Annotated in this window: 14 protein-coding genes; 12 read left to right on the top strand and 2 right to left on the bottom strand. The window is 55.8% G+C overall.

Going from position 1 to position 22,373, the window contains the following annotated elements; translation table 11 throughout:
• Positions 1 to 101 precede the first annotated feature (101 nt).
• The 10 genes from AABZ39_12705 to AABZ39_12660 all read left to right on the top strand — a co-directional run bounded on the left by AABZ39_12705 (position 102) and on the right by AABZ39_12660 (position 16,615).
• Complete coding sequence (locus AABZ39_12705) at positions 102 to 323, top strand: helix-turn-helix domain-containing protein (GenBank protein MEK6795632.1); 222 nt, start codon at positions 102 to 104, stop codon at positions 321 to 323.
• A 111-nt stretch (positions 324 to 434) separates the two neighbouring features.
• Complete coding sequence (locus tag AABZ39_12700; GenBank protein MEK6795631.1) at positions 435 to 1,898, top strand: L-fucose/L-arabinose isomerase family protein; 1,464 nt, start codon at positions 435 to 437, stop codon at positions 1,896 to 1,898.
• Positions 1,885 to 2,898: a uroporphyrinogen decarboxylase family protein gene (locus AABZ39_12695; protein ID MEK6795630.1), complete on the top strand. Its 1,014-nt coding sequence runs from the start codon at positions 1,885 to 1,887 to the stop codon at positions 2,896 to 2,898. Before AABZ39_12700 ends, AABZ39_12695 begins: the two co-directional genes overlap by 14 nt.
• An 86-nt stretch (positions 2,899 to 2,984) precedes the next feature.
• Positions 2,985 to 6,446 carry a LamG-like jellyroll fold domain-containing protein gene (locus tag AABZ39_12690; GenBank protein ID MEK6795629.1) on the top strand — a complete coding sequence of 1,154 codons (3,462 nt, stop codon included), beginning with the start codon at positions 2,985 to 2,987 and terminating at the stop codon, positions 6,444 to 6,446.
• Complete coding sequence (locus AABZ39_12685) at positions 6,443 to 7,000, top strand: hypothetical protein (protein ID MEK6795628.1); 558 nt, start codon at positions 6,443 to 6,445, stop codon at positions 6,998 to 7,000. The genes AABZ39_12690 and AABZ39_12685 overlap by 4 nt, the downstream gene beginning before the upstream one ends.
• A 14-nt stretch (positions 7,001 to 7,014) precedes the next feature.
• Positions 7,015 to 9,465, top strand: a complete 2,451-nt coding sequence (locus tag AABZ39_12680; protein ID MEK6795627.1) for a hypothetical protein — start codon at positions 7,015 to 7,017, stop codon at positions 9,463 to 9,465.
• A 6-nt stretch (positions 9,466 to 9,471) separates the two neighbouring features.
• The gene (locus tag AABZ39_12675; GenBank protein MEK6795626.1) at positions 9,472 to 11,049 is read left to right on the top strand and encodes a GDSL-type esterase/lipase family protein; all 1,578 of its coding nucleotides are present in this window, start codon (positions 9,472 to 9,474) and stop codon (positions 11,047 to 11,049) included.
• Between the two features lie 131 nt (positions 11,050 to 11,180).
• Positions 11,181 to 14,534: a hypothetical protein gene (locus tag AABZ39_12670; GenBank protein ID MEK6795625.1), complete on the top strand. Its 3,354-nt coding sequence runs from the start codon at positions 11,181 to 11,183 to the stop codon at positions 14,532 to 14,534.
• Between the two features lie 23 nt (positions 14,535 to 14,557).
• The gene (locus tag AABZ39_12665) at positions 14,558 to 15,907 is read left to right on the top strand and encodes a sulfatase-like hydrolase/transferase (GenBank protein MEK6795624.1); all 1,350 of its coding nucleotides are present in this window, start codon (positions 14,558 to 14,560) and stop codon (positions 15,905 to 15,907) included.
• A gap of 36 nt (positions 15,908 to 15,943) precedes the next feature.
• On the top strand, positions 15,944 to 16,615 hold the full coding sequence (locus AABZ39_12660) for a LamG domain-containing protein (protein MEK6795623.1): 672 nt from the start codon (positions 15,944 to 15,946) through the stop codon (positions 16,613 to 16,615).
• Between the two features lie 37 nt (positions 16,616 to 16,652).
• Here AABZ39_12660 and AABZ39_12655 read toward each other — a convergent pair whose 3' ends face one another.
• Positions 16,653 to 16,991 carry a cyclophilin-like fold protein gene (locus AABZ39_12655; GenBank protein ID MEK6795622.1) on the bottom strand — a complete coding sequence of 113 codons (339 nt, stop codon included), beginning with the start codon at positions 16,989 to 16,991 and terminating at the stop codon, positions 16,653 to 16,655.
• A 21-nt stretch (positions 16,992 to 17,012) separates the two neighbouring features.
• Positions 17,013 to 17,729, bottom strand: coding sequence for a glycosyl hydrolase family 28-related protein (locus AABZ39_12650; protein ID MEK6795621.1), 717 nt, complete (start codon positions 17,727 to 17,729; stop codon positions 17,013 to 17,015).
• Positions 17,730 to 17,883: 154 nt separating this feature from the next.
• Between AABZ39_12650 and AABZ39_12645 the strand changes: the two genes are divergently transcribed.
• Both AABZ39_12645 and AABZ39_12640 read left to right on the top strand, forming a co-directional pair.
• Positions 17,884 to 18,798: a GntR family transcriptional regulator gene (locus tag AABZ39_12645; GenBank protein ID MEK6795620.1), complete on the top strand. Its 915-nt coding sequence runs from the start codon at positions 17,884 to 17,886 to the stop codon at positions 18,796 to 18,798.
• 9 nt (positions 18,799 to 18,807) lie between these two features.
• Positions 18,808 to 22,356 carry a hypothetical protein gene (locus AABZ39_12640; protein ID MEK6795619.1) on the top strand — a complete coding sequence of 1,183 codons (3,549 nt, stop codon included), beginning with the start codon at positions 18,808 to 18,810 and terminating at the stop codon, positions 22,354 to 22,356.
• The last annotated feature ends 17 nt before the right edge of the window (positions 22,357 to 22,373 follow it).

The raw sequence follows: 22,373 nt of genomic DNA, 5'->3' as shown, positions 1-22,373 counted from the left end.
CCCCCCCCCCCCCCCCTGCCGGAGAACAATGCATCTCACAACGGCGTTCCCGCTGCTTGGGCCGCGAGAAGCTCCGGATCACGATCGCATGAAGAGAAGATATGCCAGCACCGCCGCTGCGGCAACGGAGAGCGCAGGTGCGATGCGGTGAATGCCGGCTCGATCATGCGAAAAAGCCCATCGCCGGCACATCGCTCCCGATCAGCCGCAGCGCCTACTCCACCGGGTTCAACGATGCGAACTGTTTTTTCAGGCTGTTCAAAAAACGGTTCGGGATGACCCCGCGGAACTACCGCCTTCGGGCAGGGGCATCCCCGGCATAGAGGAACACCGATATTGGACAATATTAACCCTCGTGATATAGTGTCATTCCCGCCAAGCCGGACGGCATATCCGTGTATATGTTATCCCCAATGAAAAACGAGGAGCCATCAATGAACGCTGCGAACCAGAGAAAAGCCCGCATCGGCCTCTTCGGCGTGGGACATGACACCTATTGGCATCAATTCGAAGGCCTCTTGCAGGGGCTTATGGGATACCACGGAGAGCTGAAGAAGAAAGTGGATGCTTTCGGCGCTGAGGTGATCGACTTCGGTATGGTCGACACCAACGCCAAGGCATATGATACGCTCACAAAGATAAAGGCAGCCGACGTCGACATTCTTTTCTGTAATATGCTCACCTACGCCACATCCTCAGTGTTCGCGCCGATCATGCGGGATGCCGCTGTCCCGGTCATTCTCGTTGCGCTTCAGCCGCGGGCAGCCATGGATTACACCAAAGCGTCCACCTACATGCAGCTTGAGAACGATAATATCTGCAGCGTGCCGGAATTCACCGGTGTCGCAGTACGGCTCGGTAAAAAAGTTGCGGACGTCATCATCGGAACGCTCACCGGCGACGTGCGCGCGGATGCCGAGATAAAAGAATGGTGCGCGATAGCACGGGTGCTCCGCTCGCTCAAGGGCGCACGGCTCGGTCTCATGGGCCATGTCCTTGAATCGATGTATGACATGCATGCCGACCCCACCGCGATATCGTCCGCCTTCGGCGTACACGTACCGCTCATCGAGATAGCCGATCTCGCCGCATGCTACAAGCAGGTAAGCGACGCAGAAGTAAAGGAAAAGATCAAAGCCATCGAAGCGATATTCGATTTCCCCAATCCGAAATCGGACCCGGTGACAAAGAAGCTCACAAAGGAAGACCTCGAACAGGCGGCAAAGAGCGCCTGCGCACTGGACCGTCTCATCAAGAAATTCGATCTCACCGGCCTCGCCTACTACTACGAAGGTGAGCCCGAATCGCTCGAACGCACCATCGCGACGACGCTCATCGTCGGCAATTCGCTTCTCCTCGCCAAAGGATTTCCCATGTGCGGCGAATTCGATATTAAGACCAATGTCGCCATGCTTATCATGGACAGGCTCGGCATCGGCGGCAGCTTCGCCGAATTCCATCCCTTCGATTTCTCGGAAGACTTCATACTGGTAGGCCATGACGGACCTCACCATCTGAATATCGCCGACGGAAAGCCGGTGCTCCGTTCGCTCACCAAGTATCACGGCAAGCCGGGAAGCGGCGCGGGCGTGGAGTTCAAGATAAAGGAAGGCCCCATCACCATGCTCGGCATCACCCAGAAGGCCGACGGAAAATTCAAATTCGTCATCGGCGAAGGCGAATCGAAAAAAGGGATGATACCGCCGACGGGGAACACCAACACGCGCGGCTTTTTCCCGCCGAACACGCGCGACTTCATCAAGGCATGGGTCATGGAAGGCCCGACGCATCATTACGCGCTCGGTGTGGGCAGACATGCCGCGACGATAAAGAAGATAGCGGACGCACTCGGCATTGAAGCGGTCGTGGTAAAGGGCAACTGCAATGAAAACAAATAGAACCACAGAGAACACGGAGAGCACAGAGAGCCATGTGGCACCTGATATATCGCGGCTCATCCATGCGTTCCGCAAGGAGCCGCATGACCGCACGCCGAATTTCGAAATCGCCATCAATAAAACGAATGCACAAGCGCTCCTCGGCCATGCCCTGCCGGACGGTTACAGCTTCTGGAACGAGGATGTCCTTGCCGATGTGATATCGATGGCGAAACTTGTCGGGCAGGACGCCATACCCTGCGCGCTTCGTATGCACGCAAAGCATGCGAGCGTCAGAACGATGGATGATATTGCCGCGATCGTTCCCCCGTCAATGAATGACATGCGCGGAAAAATGGAGAGATACCTCGCCGCCGTGAAGGGCACCGGCATCGGCGTATGCGCCAATCTCGCAGGACCGCTCACCGCCGCATATATGTCAGCCGGACCGACCGCGATAGAATCGTTCATGCTCATGATATATGAACAGCCCGAACTCGTCGCAAGACTTCTTGACCTCTATACGAAATTCGCGCTCGACGTCATCGAAGCGACGAAGGACATCCCCTTCCACTTCTTCTACATCGGCGATGATGTCACCGGTTTCATGAGTCCCGATCACCTTGCCCAGCTCTGGGCGCCGCGCGAAGCGAAGATCATCGAAGCGGCACGCGCGACCGGCCGCCCGGTTATGTGTCATTGCTGCGGACCGATGAAGGACGTGCTTCCGTTCTTCGCCGACTGGAAAGTGAATGCGATAAACCCGGTGCAGACCGTGGTCAACGATGTGTATGCGATACACGAAAAGTATCCCGATTTCACCATCGTCGGGAATATCTGCGTGCAGGAGCTGTTAAGCTTCGGGACACCGGAGGCGGTAGCGGCCGACACGAAAGAGCACATCCGCAGGCTGTCCGATCGACGCGGCTATGTGGTCGCATCGAGCCATTCGATAATCGATACGGTGAAGCCGGAGAACTACCGCGCTCTGGTGGAAGCAGCCCATGCAGGGACGTACTGAGATGCTTGTCAGCGGCAACGTACGTGGTACAATCCGTATGAAGCGGAACGATCGCTGATGTGCACTGACACCATCGAGAGGCATCTATGAGATCATATCTTACGATCATACTATCGCTTGCGGTATCGGCGTACGCTGCCGACATCGGAGCGGATGCGCTGAAACAGGGGGGACTTTTCAGCGAATGGAAGTCGACGAAGTCGATTGGCACGGAATTCATTTCCGACGGCTTCAACGGCACGCCGTCCATAAAGGTGAGCTTCCCCGATCCGGATTCCACCGGCGGCATAATCACCTCGCACGTTGCCGTCAGCGACGGCATGCACACGCTCACGCTCAAGGTACGCGGTGCCGGCCGCCTTGCAGCGCATTTCTTCCAGTATGACGGGACGAAGAAAGTCCTTATCAAGGACATGCAGGACCTCGGTGCGCTCGGCGCTGACTGGAAGGAAATAAAAAAACGCATCTCAATATCCAACGGCACTGCGCTCTTCACGATGAATTATCTCATGTTCAAGGCCAATGGCTGGTTCGAGTTAGGCGATATCAAATTCATCGCCGATGAAAAGACCGTAAAACCATCGCTCGGTGTCAATCCTCGGCGGCTCGGATCGGACGGCCCCGTCGGATGCTGGTCATTCGATACGGGCGATGCCTCCGGCCTCACCATCTATGACCGCGCCGGCAACGCGCACGGCGACCTTGCTGCCGGAACGATATACACCCCCGGCAAGAACGGACAGGCGGTACGCTTCGACGGCGCTACGGGAAAGATCGTCGGCGACGGCGCGCCCGTGCTCGGCCAGAATTTCACGATCGCCGCATGGTTTCGCTCCGAGCATTTCGGCGAAAAGACACATACCCCGGAGGGGCAGCACTCCATTTACGCGGGCGATGCGAAGGGATGCCATTACTTCCGGGTAAATGCGGACGGCAAACTCGCGCTGATACGTTCGGACATTGCCGGCGTGGCGAATTCCAGCGCCGCAGTAGCCGCAGGGGATTGGACGCATATCGCCATGACATACGGCGAGGACGGAAGCTACGTATTCTATATCAACGGCAGATCAGCCGGGGCCGGCACAGCGAAGCATCAGCCGTTCGTGAACGCCGACCGCTACTGTCTCGGGCAGGCGAATGCCGGCGGACCGATACGCGCAATGAAAGGTGACCTCGATGATGTATTCGTCTATGACCGTGTGCTCTCGGGCAGCGAGATCCAGTCACTCCTTTCGCGCTCACTTGATGCGGTATCGGCAGATGAACGTACCGCCCGGCGCACATCGACACTCGGGCTCAACATCACCGGCTCAGCGGAATACAATTGGTTCACGGTCGGCAAACCGGTGACATTCCTTCCCGAAGGCGGCATCATCGATGAAGCGATACGTTCGTTCACCGGAACAGTGTACGATGCGCGTAATAGAAAGATAACGGAGCTCACATTGCCCCGTGCGGCATTCATGAACGGCGGATGGAAATGGCAGCCATCAGCACCGGGGTATTACGAGATCGCATTCTCGTACCATGCCGACGGAAAGGATATACCGCTTGCACTCGCGTACAATCTGCAGACAACGCGCGGCACGGTTAAGCAGTTTTCGCGCGCGCGCCGCGCCGTGGCTGTCATGCCGCCGATAACGGGAAAACGTCCGCCGCAGTTCGGCGTGACGCCGGATACGGCCAATGACAGAGAGGCGAAGCTTGCATCGTTCATCGGTTTCAATTTCGCCCGCATCTGGGTCGACTGGGGCGATCACTGGGACAAGACCAAGATCGTCGCGAAAAAACGCGGTGAGTACGACTGGAAACACATGGACGAAAAGATAGAGACACTGAAGCAATACGGCATCAATGAATTCTTTGCTACACTGATAGGCACGCCGCAGTGGGCATCTCCCTACCCTGACCGCACCGAGGTCGACATCTGCGTCTCGAAATTCGCAGCTTGGGCGCCGACGGACATGAAGGACTGGACCGATTTCGTCGAAGCTATCGTAAAGCGCTACGGCTCCTCCATGAAGGATTGGGAGATGTGGAATGAACCGCATCTTCCCAACGGCAGCGTGTTCTGGCGCGACACGACGGAAAAATACGCTGAGCTCGTGAAAAGCGGCTACGATACGATCAAGCGAATCGATACGTCGCACCGCGTTTGGCTCGGCGGCCAGGGCGGCAAACGCTATCTCCCCTTCTACCGCGAATTCCTCAGGCTCGGCGGTGCACCGTTCGATGTGCTCTCGATGCACGGCGCATGGCCGGGCTCATCGATACCAGAGTTCAGGGAGCTTGAGACCTCGTTCAAGGCACCGAGCCGCGTATGGGGATCGACGGAGTGGCACGGCATACTCATCAGCGCCATGGAAAAGCCCCCGAGCGAAGCGGCGCTCGCCAAGCGCATGATCCTCGATCTCTGCGATCAGCTGAAATACGGAGCGCAGCGCATTGCGGTTTTCACAATGATGGAAGGACACGGCGAAAAGGAACTGCTGCCCGTAGCCTTCGAGGACGGATCGTTCCAGCAGTCGGCAGGGCTTTTCCGTCATCGCCCCCTCGTAGAACCGCGTCCGGCAGCGGTAGCGCTCCGCGTGTTCATCGATCAGGTGTCATCAACACTCGTTTATACAGGCACCGCAGATCTTACATCCGGGCAGCGCATCGTGTATTTCAAGGACGGTGCAAAGACATTCGCCGTGCTCTGGACGGAAGGATCATCGGCCGAGCCCGACAGCCGCATACGGAGTGCACTCGCATCTGCCGCGGTCACCACCGCCGAAGGCTATCCGCTCACCGGGGCGTTCGCTGTTGAACCGGAACGGATGTATTTCATCAAAGGGCTCCCCGAATCGCTCTTCGCATCGCTTCCGCAGTCGACGGCATCGCTCAATCCCGACGTGAGGGCGCTGAAAGCCGCGGTCGCGGTCCCGCGTGCACGCTATGCTACAAAACCTATTCTCGATACTGATCTGAACACCGCCGATACGCTTCCGTGGGTCAATGTCGACTGGAACTATGTGCAGACAAGTGTACCGAAGCCCGACGGTCTTAAGGGCAGATTCGCCCTATCGATTGGTGCGCAGGGTCTTGATATCGTCATCGACGTGAAGGACCCTGTGTTCACACAGAACGAGAAAATGCCCGACTACTGGAAAGGCGACAGTGTACAGTTCGCGATAGACACGGATGGGACCGGATCGCTGTACGGGCAGACGGAATTCGTCGCCGCTCTCACACCAACAGGACCGCTCATCTATAAAGCGATAGCTGCTTCAGTGGGGGGCGACCTCCCGCAGCGCTGGACGGCCGCGAACGCGCCGCTTAAGCACGGACGCATTCTCATCGACAGGAACGGGCCGTCACTGCGCTACCGTATCCATATCGATGCAACCGAGCTTTACCCGTTCGATGTCTCGGCAAGAAAAACGGTACGCTTCTCCGTGCTCATCAACAACAACGACGGCGCGGGGCGCGCAGGATATCTCGAATGGTCAAGCGGCATCGGTGCGGCGAAAGATGCCGTGTACTATGGGAAACTGGAACCGGAATGAGAATTCTTTGCACACTGCTGCTCGCATCGCTCCTCTCTGCCGGAGAGTCCGTCATCAGCAATGGAAGCTTTGAACGCGTACAGATGAACGGCGGGCGCCTGCTTCCTATCGGCTGGGAATGGTATGCGTGGGACCGATCGCTTGACGATGTGCGCATCGGCGTCGTGCGATCGTCCTATGACGGGAGCAATGCCGTCGCGGTGAGGAGCATCACTACCGGTGCAGCAGGCATCGTTTCGCATCCGATAGCGCTCACATCGAACACGCTGTCCTATTCGTTCACGTTCTATCAGCGAAAGTCCGCCGACTATGCCGGCAACCGCCCCTGGATATTCATCACGATCTGGCAGAACGATCGGTTCATAAACAATATCGATGCGCCGAAAACACTCGCCGATAACGAATGGAAACAACTCTCATTCACCGTGCGCCGAAGCGATATACCCGCCGCATGCACACATATCCGTGTATGCCTGGCGACGCTGTCGCTCGGCACTGCTTACGAAGGAACACTGTTCTATGATGCCGTCACCGGCATTAAAAACGATAATTGATACAAGGAGTTTCCATGCCGTACCTGAACAGAACGATCAACGATGTCACACTGGAACTGAGCTTACGCCCGTTCATCGACACATCGGAAGCGGGGATACGTGCAAAAGCCCGTGAAATATTCATACAGTGGTTGGCGCTCACCAAGCACGCCGACCGCGTCTCGATCATGATGTGGACATCGGACGGATCGGAGATACTCGATTACAAAGGCGATCTCGATGAGAAATTCGAATGGTCGTACACCGTCGGTGTAGCCAATCCACGCGGGGAAAAACTCCCTGACAGCGACCCGAATAAAAAATGCATACATCACACAACGTACACCTATATCGATAATCCGCCGCTCTTCACCTACCGCTGGTACAAGCGTTTCCTTGAGATAATACGCGAGGAATGCCATGCGGTCACGGGAAAACCCGTACGTCTCGGCGCCACATTCGATCCTGGCCCGGAATTCGCGAAGTCGAAATTCAAATACGAGAAGCATCCGGAGATATGCCTCGGCGGCACCATGGGCAAGGCGAGCTTCGTCGTCTGCTATTCGACGCTCCATGCGGACAAAGGGAAATACGCGGGCTATCCGAACGGCATCCCGGAAGGGACGCTGCTTGGTGAATTCCTCGGACGGCAGAGCAGGATATTCTGCGCCGACATGGGATTCGAATTCCTCTGGCTCTCCAACGGCTTCGGCTTCGGGATGGAAACATGGGGAATGTACGGTGCTGTGTTTAACGGGAAGGAATTCAGCCCCGCAAAAGCGAACGATGTAAAGAAGATATCGCTCGATTTCTGGGCGAGCTTCCGCCGCGAATGCCCGAGCCTGCCGCTCCGCACGCGGGGTACGAATCAGACGACAGGCCGCGACCTTGCGAGCGACGGTGTACCGCTCCGCGAGATCTATCGCAGCGGATACGGGCTCGAACCGCCGCCCAATTCTCCATGGGCCGCGCTCAACGGCGACTTCGGCCTTGAGCTCGCCGGCTGGATGAGCCATATCGCCGAGATACCGGGAACGACATATCCGTTCCGTTTCTACGTGCACGATCTGTGGTTCATCAATGATCCGTGGATAGACCGCTACGGACGCGAACCGCATGACATTTACCTCCCGCTCGCGGTCGCGCGTGTCGACGGGAACGGTGATATGTCGCTCCCCACAGATGTGAACATTCTCTCCGTCGACGGGACGTACGGACAGACGCAGGACCTCATACCCAACGAAGTGATACCGTTCATGCTCGACTGCTTCGGCACATCGCCCGACGCGCCGGGGCTTATCACATGGCTTTACCCGTTCGATGAATATCACGATATGGCGTACGACGGCAAACGCATCGGAGAGGTGTTCTTCGGCGACTGGTTCATGCGCACGGCGATAAATAACGGCTTTCCGGTGAATACCGTCGTAAGCACGAAGAATTATCTCTCCGCGCTCGCGAAGGATCCGAAGCGATTCGCACAGACGATAATCACGTCGCCGGTACCGTCGAACGGGGCTATCGCGAAAGCGCTCATCGCGCATGTAGAGGCAGGCGGACGGCTTATGCTCTATGGCCCCACCGACCACGCGGACAGAACAATGCTCGATCTCCTCGGCATATCCCATGCATCGCCGATAGACGGCGAAATGGATATCGCTGTATCCATCCCGTGCGATACGCTGACCGCGCGTAAAGCAGCGGTGAAGATCTTGCATGATCCATTATCATCCGCCGGCGGCATCACGACCGTCCTTTCGGGAAAGGCAGACACCGCGGCAACAGTATCGAAAAACGGAGAAACACGCGTGATAGCGCTCTCGCGCAGGCAGAAGGAATGGAACGGCGGCGGCATTACCTGGGTACGCGGGACGAATTCGTTCGCACTGCCGGAACATCATGCAGCCCATCTGCCCGGCATGCGCGATCAGAACGAGTTTTTCTATCCCGAGCTCCTCATGCGTCTGATGATGTCCGCGTTCAGTATCGATCTCATGCTCGACAAACGCGAAAGTGCACAGAAGAATCCCATCATGACGGTATCACGCCACAAAGGCGGATTCTACTTCGCCGGTCATTCGCCGAACGTGGGAGTATCCCAGACGTTCAGATTCCCGTACGGAGCACCGGCACTGTGCGGACTTGAGACATTCATCGAGAACGGGCGGTCATCCTACCGCATGCCGAAAGCATGGCGGCGTGAATGCCGCATTTTCATCGATCAGAAAGAAGCATCCGATGTTTCATGCGCGGAGCAGTGCTCCGGCATGGTAGGAGTCACGCGGCGGCTGCGATTGCGCGGCACGAAGAACGCGACGGTGCGCTTTTTCCCCGAGACGGGAACCGATGCAAAGGTGACCTTCCTCAAGAACCCGCAAAACCCATTCCTGAAAGGTGATTTCGTTACGCCGAAACGGGAGATGACCGCGGACGGTGAATGCCTTGCGATCGACAACGTCACAGATGATCTTCTCATCTCCTGGTAGGTACCTATGAAAAAACACCGCTTTCTCTTCCAATCGCTCCTGTCTCTGTGCGCGGCCGCGGGGCAGATACTCGCGCAGGCCCCCGTGACGTCCTATGAAAATATTGCGCAGAAAAAACCGCATGTATCATCGGATCCCAATCCCAGTGTGGGGCGGGGATTCTACTCGTTCCTGACGGACGGTGACCTCTCGACTGACGACAAGACATCGACATATGCCACCGGCAATGCCGCACAATTCCCGAAAACGGTCACCATAGACCTCGAGGGATCGTATTACGTCGATAGAATAAAGGTTTACAATTCGAAACAAGGCGGCACGAAAACCGTCACTGTTGCGGTATCGCCGGATAATGCCGAATTCACAACGATCGGCGAAAAGGAATTCGCAAATTATTCACAGGAGATCTTCGAGCTCGGCACGCTGAACAAAAGCAACATCCGATATGTAAGGATAATATTCAAGGACAGGCATGCGATCGGGTTCATGAACAAGAGCGATCTGAACTATGTCTTTCTGAGGAAGGTGGAAGTATATGGCGCGAGGGCCAGGGAGGCGTCGATGCAGCAGACCGGTAACAGCAGTTTTCTGCCCTCAGACGATACACGGCTTTTCTATTCCGACTATGCACGGAAAAGCATCGTCGATACCCCCGCCGGAAGAGCAGTGCGTTTCGACCGTATCATCGATCCGGGCGGCAAAGGGTATCAATGGGATAATCCCGGAACACGGCTCCGGTTCAAGACCGATGCCGCGTCAGTGTCCGTGCATCTCTACTACAATGAGAAGCATGTCTCGACATCGGCGCGCAACCCCATAGGACGATATTCCATTGACGGAAAAAGCGACAGCTCGTGGCGATTCACTTCCGCACAGACATCGACAGTTCGAAAACCCGAAACCGTCATCGTTCCGATAACGCCGCCGTCTTCCGGCATGCACGAATACACAATCGTCCTCCCCTATGGCGACTCGGTCGACGTGCTCGGCATAACGGTCCCCGACAATGCGCGTTTTGAAACGCCCGCGCCGCGTCCGACGAAACGCCTCATAGCATACGGCGATTCCGTCACACACGGATTCACCGCGAGCGAAGTGACCAAGTCATATATATTCCGATTTGCGAACAGGATGGATTGGCAGCTCGTGAATATGGGTATAGGCGGGCGCAGCGCATCACCGAACGAAGGGGCGTTCATCGCATCGCAGAACGGTGATGTCATAAGTATTCTCATCGGTGTGAACGACTGGCAGGGCGGGCGGGCGATAGCGTCGTTCAAGTCGAACTACGAGGGTTTCCTGAAGAACCTGAGGGGCGTTCAGCCGAACGTACCGCTCATCATCATCACGCCGCTCTGGGTACCGGCTTCATGGAAACCCGCAACCGCAACGATAGAGCTTGAAGAATACCGGAGGACGATACGTGAGATCGTCGCCGCTCTGGGCGATGCGAACATCAAACTTATTGACGGACCGTCGCTTATCGATCACGAAGACGGTTTCTTTGACAAAGTGGGGGTGCATCCGAACGATGACGGTTTCGCGCAGATGGCGGAACGGTTGGCGGAGGCGGTGAGGCAATGAAGAAAATCGAACCACTGAGGGCACAGAGAAGTACAGAGCGGAACGAAAACCCATTCCTTCTCTGTGATCTCTGTGGTTCTTATCCCTCCCGATCGAAATGCATTACGTCCGCGAAAGGATAAGGAGTATTGATGATAAAGAAAACCATGACATCATTTATCGCGATCATCGCGATGGCAACCGCGGGTGAGCTTACCGTGCCGAACGGCGATTTTGAACGGACAACCGTGAAAGACGGCATCACGATGCCGGAAAGCTGGACCGTGTACAAATGGACGAAAACAGCGGCGGCGGAGTGCACCGCGGTAAAAGGCGGCGTATCCGGCGAATATGCGATCGCAATACGCCCGATATCGCCGGGGGGCATCGGATTTATATCGAAGAACATCGCGCTCCCGGAGAATTTCGCCACGATAGTGCTCACGTTCCGGATAAAAGCGGACGCTGATCTCTCAAAGCATACGCCGTGGGCGTTCGTCAGCTGGCATGCAAAGCAGAAATTCCTCAACAAAAAGGACGCGGTCATCGGCTCTGCGCAGACCGAATGGAAGCAGGTGCGCCTCACCATCGACCGTGCTGATATACCTGCGGAAGCGGATTCCATTGCCGTGAACCTCGCCGTGCAGGGTGCGGCGGACGGGAGCGGGGGCATACTCTATGATGCACTCGCGCTCGCCTATACCAGCGCCGACACGGCAGGTGCAGCGGCGAACCCCGCATCCATGATACCGAACGCGGGGTTCGAATCGTCACGCGCGGAAGCGGGGTTTTCCGCACACCAGCCGACGCAGTGGGTGATAACCCGCTGGGCAGCGAAGAACGACACGAAGGCGCTCGGTGTATCTTCCGATGAAGCAGCATCAGGAAAGCAGTCGCTGTTCATTACGGCCACCGAACTCGGCAGTGTGGGATATTCTTCGCCCGCAGTGCCGCTCGCCGGTGATTTTAAATTCCTATCCGCAGAGGCGTCCCTCAAACTTTCCTCCACCCTGAACGCGAACCCGTGGATATTCATCACCTGGAACAAGGGCGGCGCCTTCATATCGCGCACCGATATACCGTCGGTCGTGAGCAAGGGATCATGGCAGACAATATCGATCGAGGTCGCACGCACGGACATACCGAAGGATGCGGACTCTTTCAGGATCAACTGCGCCCTGCTCGGCCAGAAGAACCCCGCCGGCACGCTCTTTATCGACGATATCATCGCCGCAACAAGCATGACACGACGTGAATTTAAGCTCAAACCGTCGCACGAGTACGCCTGGTTCGAGGACACCCCGGTCAGTTTCACCTGCGAAGATCCGCCGGAGGAAATAACCGCTGTGAAAGGGACGATATACGACTCGAGCGGCGCAGAGGTCACGGAGATCACCGTTGACCGTGCAGCATTCATCAGGAACGGCTGGGTGTGGCGCGCTCCGGCTCCGGGGTATTATGAGATCGCATTCGGCGCGTTGACCGCAAACACGACGCGTCCGTTCGTACGCAGCTTTACGCTTCGCGGGAAGGATGCAACGAAACGCTTCGACCGCGGACGCTACAGCGTCGCGGTGATAAAAAAACACAGCGGCGCACGCTCCGATCAATTCGGTTTCGATCACCAGAGCGATGACAATGACGGTATGAACCTGGCATCCATTCTTGGCTTCGGCTACATGCGCATGTGGGTGCACTGGGGTTATCACTGGAACAAAAAAAGCATCGTGAACCCGGCGAAAGGCGTTTTCCAATGGGACGGTATCGACCGCGGGCTCGAACAAGCGGAGCGATACGGCATGAAGAACAACGTCCTCACGCTTTTCGGCACACCGCAATGGGTATCACCCTACCCCGACCGCACCGATATCGACATCTGTGTTGCGAGGTATTCGGTGTGGCTTCCAACAGATATCTCCGCGTGGACCGATTTCATCAATGCGCTTCTCGGGCGCTACAAAAATCGGATCTCGAACTGGGAGCTCTGGAATGAGCCGCATCTGCCGACGGGAAGCTGCTTCTGGCGCGATTCGACGAGCAATTATGTCACGCTCGTGAAGAGCGGGTACGAAACGATTAAGCAGCTGCAGCCGAACGCTACCGTGTGGCTCGGCGGACAGGGCGGAAGACGATACATCCCCTTCTATAGGGAATTCCTTGACTCCGGCGGATTCCCCTACTACGACATACTCTCCATGCACGGGAGTTTCCCGGAAGTAAAGCTCTTCTGGGACCTTGAGAAAAAGCGCAACCTCACACCCAAGCCGTGGGGTGCTACCGAATGGCATGCGGTGCTCATCAATATGTCGCTTTCGGGGAATAAACTTTCCGATGAACCTGAGCTCTGCCGACGCATGATGACCGATCTCATGCAGCAGCTGAAATTCGGCGCCGGACGCATCGCGCTCTTCGAGGTGCGCAACCTCGCGGAGAAGGAAACACTTGAGTTCGCAAAAGCCAACGGGATATTCACACACACATCAGGGATGTTCCGCTCTCAGCCGTCGATCGAACCGCGCATGTGCGGCGTAGTGATACGGAATTTCATCGACCGTGTGACCGACCGCATCAGTTATGTGCGCGAATACGATCTCGGCGCTCAGAAAGCGGTTCTCCTCATGAGCGGCGGAAAACAGCATCTTGTCGTATGGAACGAAGGCGATCAGCCGGCAGCGCTCGATGCCCGGCTCGCAAAGGCGTACAACAGCATCGCCGTCACGTGGGAAGGGAAACCGTGGACCGACCGTATGCTCGATACCGCATCGATGTACTATCTCTCCGGCTTCAGCGAGAATGCCCTTACGGGTATCGATGCCCCTGCGACGGCATTGCTCTATCCGCTTGAGCGCAAGAAAGCATCAAGCGATGCAAATGCACCGAACGGCACGCTCTCTCCTTCTCCGATATTTTCAGACGTTACGGGACCGGTCTCATCCGACGCGGTTTGGAATACCGGCGACTGGGTGTTCAGAGGTATCAATAACGCTGATCGCCCGGATGGTTTCAAAGCGCGTTTTGCTGCATACTGCGGCAAGACCGGGCTTGACATCATCGTCGATGTCCGCGACAACAAATTCGTGCAGAATGAGAAGCCGGGTGCCGCGTACAACGGCGACAGCATACAGTTCGCGCTCGACGCGGAAGGGTTAGGCGCAAAAGGTGATCAAACCGAGATATCCGTCGCGCTCACGGCGAACGGCACGGTCATTTGGAAGCATATGTCCGCGGCTATCGGCGGCGATATACCGCAGAACTGGACGGCGGCCGACAGGGAAGTGAAATACGCGCGCGCCGACATCGATAAGAGTGACGGGCGTACACTGTACAAGGTCCATGTCGACTGGACGGAATTCTATCCGTTCAGTTTTGATCCCAAAAAGCCCGTGCGACTGTCGGTACTTGTGAACAACAACGATGGCAGCGGACGCATAGGCTGGCTCGGATGGAGCGGCGGCATCGGCGATGACAAGGACCCGTCGCAGTTCGGAAAATTGAACGGGCAGTGACCAATGATTACGCGGAGTTCGCTATGAGTCGGCAGCCCAACATTCTCTGGCTCATGACCGACGAACAGCGCACCGACTCCCTCGGATGCTACGGCAGTCCATGGGTGAAAACGCCCTGCCTCGACCGTCTCGCGCGTGAAGGCGTTGTATTCGAGAACGCTATCACACCGGCCCCCGCCTGTGTCCCCGCCCGCGTATCGATAGCCACGGGAAAAATGCCGCATGAGACGGGATGCTGGCACAATGAGTGGCGTGCGGAGGAGCCGCTGGCTTTCCTTACGCATCATTTCGCCGATGCGGGGTATCAAACAGCCGGTTTCGGCAAGATGCATTTCAATGCAAAGAACAAAGCGTTCCAGACGCAGGAAGAGATAACACTGTCATCGCATGTCGATTATTTTGATTATGCGAAAATATACGATGAATCGGAATTCGATGTTGTGAAATATCCGGGTGATAAGTCGCGCTGGATACTCGGCGGAAAATTCCCCGCACCCCTTGAGGAGACCTCGGAGCACATCGTCGCATCGAAAGCACTTGATTGGCTCGCCGGTCGCGATACACAAAAACCGTTCCTGCTGAAAGTCTCGTTCAACGGCCCGCATACGCCGGTAGTACCGCCCGCGCCCTACGATACGATGATACGCGAAGGCGATATACGCTTCCCTGACAACACGATGCATTTTCCCGCCGATCACCCTGAATGGACATCGCGCTTGATACAAAGCGGCTATGCGGATGCCTCTCGCTTGTCAATGGCACAGCAACGCGCCATGCGCCGCTACTATTACGGCTATGCCTCCTTCCTCGACATGGAATTCGGGCGCGTGATCTCGTATCTTGAAAAAGAGAATATCCTTGACAACACCATTATCGCATTCACGTCCGATCACGGCACGCATCTCGGCGATTTCGGCTTGATACAGAAACAGACATTCTTCGATCCGGTCATCCGTGTACCGCTCATTTTCAGATATCCGAACGCGATGCGGAGCGGGACGCGACTCTCCTCTCCGGCAAGCACTGCATCGCTGTTGCCGACGCTGCTTGATGCTGCGGGTATTTCCCCGCCAGCCGATGTCGCACCGTCGCTTACTTCGTCCTCAGATACCGACAAAGCCTCACCGGTGATGAGTGAATTCATGTACACACCGCAGCATATTCGCCGCGATGACAAATTCATGATGATTCGTGACCGCTCATGGAAGCTTTCCTTCGTACTCGATGCGTATCCCAGAAGCGCGATGCTCACCGCAACGAATGACCGCAATGAACGCGATCGAATACACGAAAAATCGGGCGTTGCCGATTTACTTTTCGGCCATTCCATGGCACACTATGCCGGACAGGGCAATACCCCGGCGCCGACATGACGGTCGGCGCCGGGTATAAGAACGATGGAGGGAACCATGAAACGATCGATCATTCTCGCAGCGCTCGCAGCGGCAACGCTCGGGGCTCAATCACCAACTGCCGGACTCATAGCGCGCTGGACATTCGATGACACCGACGCAGACAAAGCAGCGAACACGGTAAAGGACGCCGTGGGAAAGCATCACGGCACGCTCATGAAGGGCGCGGTATTCACCGAAGGAAGAACGCTCGGTGCAGTACAGTTCAACGGGAAAGAATCATGTATCGAAGGGAAGACGATGCCGTCCATCGGACAGGAGTTCTCCATCACTGCATGGGTAAAAAGCGATAACCTCGCCGCGGGACAACAGTCGGTATTCTCGGGGAACACCAAGGGCAGTCACTATCTGCGCATCAATCAGGACGGCACACTGCAGCTGGTGCGGGCGGAAACCGCCTCGGTTGCAACTTCGAATGGGAAAATAAAATCGGGAATATGGCAGCATGTGGCAGTGACTTACGCAAACGGAAAATGGGACTTTCTCATCAATGGAGTGATCGCGGGAAGCGGCAGTACGGCCCATATCGACTTCACTGTCGCTGGAAAATTCGTTGTCGGACGCCTTGGCCCCGCAGGTGGTATACGTCCCATGTTCGGCGCCATCGACGATCTGTGCGTGTACAACCGGGTGTTAGGATCCGACGAGCTGGCCGCACTCGCAAAGTAGTGGTGTCGAAACCGAGGCATGTCCCAGAACGGTTTTATCAGCGCATTACGGTCACGCGGCTGATATCCCTTTTCCCGACAAGTGAGCGCCATGTCTCACCGGCTATCTGACCGATGTATTCCACCGCCCACGCCGGTTGCTGCCCGAAGAATATGCAAAAGTAATTTCCCTTGCGCGTATAGGCAAGCCCGCCCGGCGGTATGCTCGGAACGGGTTTTTCATCACCGAGATCAAATGGTATGGGGCCGTATGCTTCTCTGCCCCAGAGCGTGAGCTCTATCGTGCAGGGAAGATGCGAATAGAATGCGCGGGCGACCTTCGTATCGAAGAGCTCAGCGGTCAGTTTCAGCGAACCGAGATCGAGCGTGACAGTCATGAATAACTCCGGCAACAGCTTTTACATGATATACGCATGGACTGGAAATAAAAAATCATGATCGATAACGATATTTTCTATCGGCCCCGGCTTCTGCCCATGCGTAAAATGCCGTGCGCCGTCATTGGCATTCAATGCCACTAGATCATCGCCTGGCGTGAGTGGAGAGATCGCGTGCAATTTTCGTATCAATCCATTTCTGCAGAATCCACCGACATGTATGCCATCCTGATTGATCTTCGGGTTGTCATTGAAAAGCTTAACATTCTCAACACGGAAATCTTCGGTCTCACAAAGCATGACAAAAAACGAGTCCGGATTGGCAACGGTCAGGTTCTTCAAAATGAGATGTGACATGCGCAGAAAATATATTCCCACGCCGCCGTAATCGTCAAGCTGTTCCGGAACTCCGCGCGGATTTTCTTTCCCGTTGACGTCCCAGATACCGCCCGCTATTTCTATATCGCTGTTGCCTTTCTCATGATCGGCATTGGTGAGAAGCCAGTCGTCAAATCGCTTGCCGGTATGCGCCGCCAGTTTCAGTACCGTTCGGGTATCGGCAATTATTCTGGTGTTGGAAAACACCTTGAGTGTCTTTGAAATCAGAAAACGCCCGGGCGGGAGATGGATCGAACGATCGCCTCCGTTGAGCGCATCCTGAAGGACGGCGTAATTGTCCGTAACGCCGTCGCCTGTCATTTTTTCCGCAAGGTCGATTTTTCTGCTTCGGAGAATCATCCGTAACTCCTCCTGTGAATTGTCAGTACATGTATCTAGCAATAACTATGTGATAATACCCGCTATCGACAAAAAAGAAAAGCCGGCGGGTTCCCTTGACAGAACAGTGACATATGATTATACTATACATGCCTGTACATGTATAGATAATATCATGACAAATTACTCAAAAATTGTTGAAAATATCGAAGCCGATATCGGCGAGTCGCTGAATGAAGGGGACTATATCCCGTCCTTCAGTGACATCATGAAGCGCTTCAAGGTGAGCAAGATAACCGCGCAGACGGCGGTGAAGCATCTCAAAGATAACGGTTCGGTGTCATTCCTCCCCGGCAAGGGATATCGTGTTGCCAAACGTTCAAAGCAGATAACGATAGCGACGTACGCCTGTTATCGTCCGTTCAATCTTGACATTACCCATGCGTCGACCTACAACGCATTCGCCGATGAATGCTCCCGCCGAAAGTTATCCATGAACGTCATATACAGCGACGCTCCCGGTTTCAACCGCGCGGACGACTGTATACTCATCGGTATGTTCGACCCGAAGGACATCGCACCGTTCGCGGGAAGGAATGCCGTGCTCGTCGATGCCGTCCATGATGCGCTCCCGTCAGTATCGTTCGATATGCCCCATGCCTGCCGCATCGCGCTCGAACATGCCGGCGACGTACCGCTCTTTCTGGTACTCCCGCCGTCAACGCGCGCCGATGAGATACGGCATGCTTTCGATGCGCTTGCACCGAAGGACCTGCGCGCGCATACCGCATCGCTCTGGTACGATGAGGAAGAAGCGAAACGCATCATGGCGGACTGGCGCGGGGAGACCATTATCGCGTTCAACAATATCGAGGCGAACCTGCTGCTCCGTACTTTGCCGGCTGGATCGAATAAACCGCATATGATAGCGCTGAAGAAATCGGTCAATGAGATCGGCACGCTCGTGAGCGGCATACTGCCGCAGCATGCGGACATCGCATCCGTTGCGGTCGAATGCATCGTGAACGAACGCATGAAAAAGAAGATGGAGATACATCTCAAGGGCGAATGGATAGAAGGCGAAACCTGAGGAGCATGCATGAGAATCATAGCCATCATATTGATTACCGCAACGTTGACATTCCCCGCGGATGTGGTATGGCAACTCGGCGTCAGCGACGGAACGAGCACGGAATTCGTACCGTACTCCAGCAAGGAATTCATATACTCGAGAGAATTCACCAATCTTCCGGGATATGATGCGCTCAAACATCAGTTCACCTATACGGCCGCCCTCGGCGAGAACGGCCGCCCGAAATTCCCCGCAGGTATATCGTCGCCCGGGGCAGCAAACCCGACATGGGCGAACCGGCAGTTCATCACCTGGGATGACGACGGTGAAGGTACGCGCGTATTCGAAATAAAGATCATCAATTCCGGTGTGCTTGTCATCGGTCCCGGACCGCTCAATGAGAACCTCGACCCCGATACGCTCGTGCAGTACTCCCTGCGCATCTCATTGCCCTCGGAGCAACTCTTCCATCAATATCTTCCCAATGACCTCAAAAATCCGGTCACCGTACGTGCATCGTTCACACCGCGTAAAGGTAAAAACGTCATAGAGCTCCTGGAGAATTCGGGGAAAACGTATCGCCGATGTTATCACTACGACTATCTGAAAGTCATGCGCGAGAACGACGCCGCGCGTAATGTACCGGTACTTGAGCTCGCCCCCGCGCGCGGCTTCCTCCACAGCACCGCGTACGACCGCGACAAACCGGCATTCCTCAGCCTGCATGTGTTCAATCTCGTACCGCGTGCCGATGCTGCTGTTGCCGTACGTTTCCTTGATTTTTTCGACACCGTCATCGCTGAACGAACAGTAACAGGCACCGCGAACGAGAACGGACGGATGCAGCTTGAGACACCAATGCCCTCGGTCGCCGGAAGCGTGCGTGCCTTTGCATCGCTCAGCATAGGCGGGACAGCGCAGAAGATACAGATGGGAAAGACGAATGTGATGCTCCGCGCAGCAGCGGTACGGACGATAGCCCCGATGAGCGAAGAGGAAAAGGACATGCAATTCCTCGGCATGAGTTCACTTGAGCCGACCATATTCGACCCCTATGATGACAGGTCCTATTTCGAGCATGATATCAATGACTATCGCGCATGGCGCCGAATTCTCGGCACCTTTCATGAACGGCTTCACTCCCTGCGCTGGGCACACCTTGAGAAGAACAAGGGTGAATACCGCTGGGATTTCTGGGACAAGCTCATTGACGGGGAGCATCGCGACGGGGTACGCCTGCAGGTAACGCTTCTCACCATTCCCGAATGGCATGCGAAAGAACTGTACCCGGATCGGAAATATATATGGGACGGCACCTACAGCAAACCGGACATGAATGAATGGCGGCGATTATGTACTGATGTGACAACGCGCTACAAAGGGAAAATATCCGAGATAGAGGTTTGGAATGAGCCCTCCGAGTTCTCAAAATTCTGGTATAAAGCGGACGCCTCGGATTATTTCGACCTCATTAAGAACGCATCCGAAACGGTACGCGCCGTCGACCCGCGCATCGCCATCGTGGCCGAAACGGTGTGGGCACGGCAGTTGGACTTCTCGCAGAAGCTCTACGCCCTGGGCGTCGGGAAGTATATCGATCACCCCGCCGATCACTATTGGACGGATGAGCGCCTGGAAAGCGTGAACCTCTTTCTTGCATCCGTGGGAACGAACCGCGGATTGTACGCGAACGAGACAAAGTCCGGTATACGAGATAATGTCGGCGAGGTGACCGAGGACCTGCGAAAAAAGTCCGCACGCATGATGCTTCGCAATCTCATCTACGGAAATGCGAACGGAATAGCACGGACGTATGAATTCATGATGCGTTCTCTCGCAGAGCGTATATACGGCCTTGTGAACCCCGACAACACGCCGAAATATCTCTTCAGCGTGATGAAGACCGCCGTCAACCGTACTGCCGGGGCGCGCTTTGAGAAGCGTATCGCGCTCGCTGCGAACGTCGATTCTTTCCTTTACCGCTACATGAACCCTGTCCGCATCCGGGAGAATCACGGCGAAACCGCGCTTTTCATTTTCAATCGCGCGGGGACAAAGCCGATGTCGATATACTGCGGCAAGGACAGTGTCACCCTCGTCGATATCATGGACAACGAACGTATCGCAGCGACAAAAGGGGGCGTACTCACGTTCACGCTCGATGAGAACCCCGTCATCGTTCTCGGCGCCGACAGCCGTGCGCTCCTTGCCCAGGATGATATCGCTGTCAACCCGCCGCAGATAGATGCATTGCCCGACGGCACTATCGAAGCTGATATACGGATAACAGGAACATCACCGGTCACGCTCATTGTCGAAAGCGGTCTCGGCCCCCCGATACGGACAAGCCTGACGCCGACAGGTACACTATCGTCGTATCGTCTGCGCATCCCGCTCAACAATGCGCCGGAGGGCGATCATATTATCCGCATACGCGCCGAACGCACGCCGATGATAATGCTGAGAGAGATCCCGGTAGCGGTGAACAAACGACCCATCGGAGAGAACATCCTTAACGCCGACACGCTCTCCGAGAGTGCGAAGGCATGGACTTCCTGGGGCAAGGGCACACTGACACGCGGTGTGCTTCGCGGCATGACGACAGCAAAAAAGGAATTCGTAAATAGCGACACCGGCGGCATCTCCATCGCATCGCCCATCGCCGTTCAGCCGTCGCGGTCATATCTGGTATCGGCACGCCTGCGCGGCGAGGGTGAATTCAGTACGCATTTCAACACCATGTTCGCCGACGGAAAAAGATCGCCGAAGGATACCGGATTTTTCCGTGCAAAACTGAAACCGTACTGGACGCCCTTCTCTCGAAAGGTCAATACCGCCATGAATGTATCCGGCATGGAGCTTAATTTCCTCATGTTTAAAACAGCCGGACACTTCGAGCTCGGCGATGTATCGGTCATGCGCATCGATCCCCTCATGCCGGTCAACAGGATACTCTATCGAATGAATGCAAAAGAAGGCGCGGCTATCACTGCCGACGGCGATATCGGCGAATGGAATGCCGCCGACTTCATTACAGTGAACGATGAGAATGCTGTTGCTGAAGACGACTGGCGCGACGGTGATTGTTCATTCTCCATGGCCGCAGCCTGGAAGAGCGGCGGCATCGTACTCGCGATCACGGTCACCGACGATACCGACACCCCGAGCACTGCCGATGAAACGCTCGCGGACGGCGACAGCGTGGAGATAGGTATGGCACCGTCCATCGATATTTCTGGAAGTTTCCGTATCGCGGTCGGCAGGAAGAACGGCAGCACCGCGGTCTATCGCAAAAGCATCATACCGTCACCGGACATCGTTCCGTCGTACCGTATCGGCGAGGCGCCGGAAGGGATCACCGCAGCGGTCGTTCGCTCGGGCAGCACCACGACCTATGAAATAAAAAACGCATCACCTGCGATATTCCCGATGTTCGCAACCGCTCGGGAAAAAGAGATCGGGTTCGCCGTTCTTGTCAATGATATCGACGGAGACAGAAAAAGCAGGCTCGGCTGGGCAGGCGGTTTGTCCGATAACGGCGGCGCGTATCATTTCGGCACACTGAAACTGCAATGAAAGTACAAGGAGAAAAC

This window comes from Spirochaetota bacterium (assembly GCA_038043445.1).
In the GTDB taxonomy this organism is placed as follows: domain Bacteria; phylum Spirochaetota; class Brachyspiria; order Brachyspirales; family JACRPF01; genus JBBTBY01.
This window is presented reverse-complemented; position numbering and strand designations above follow the sequence as displayed.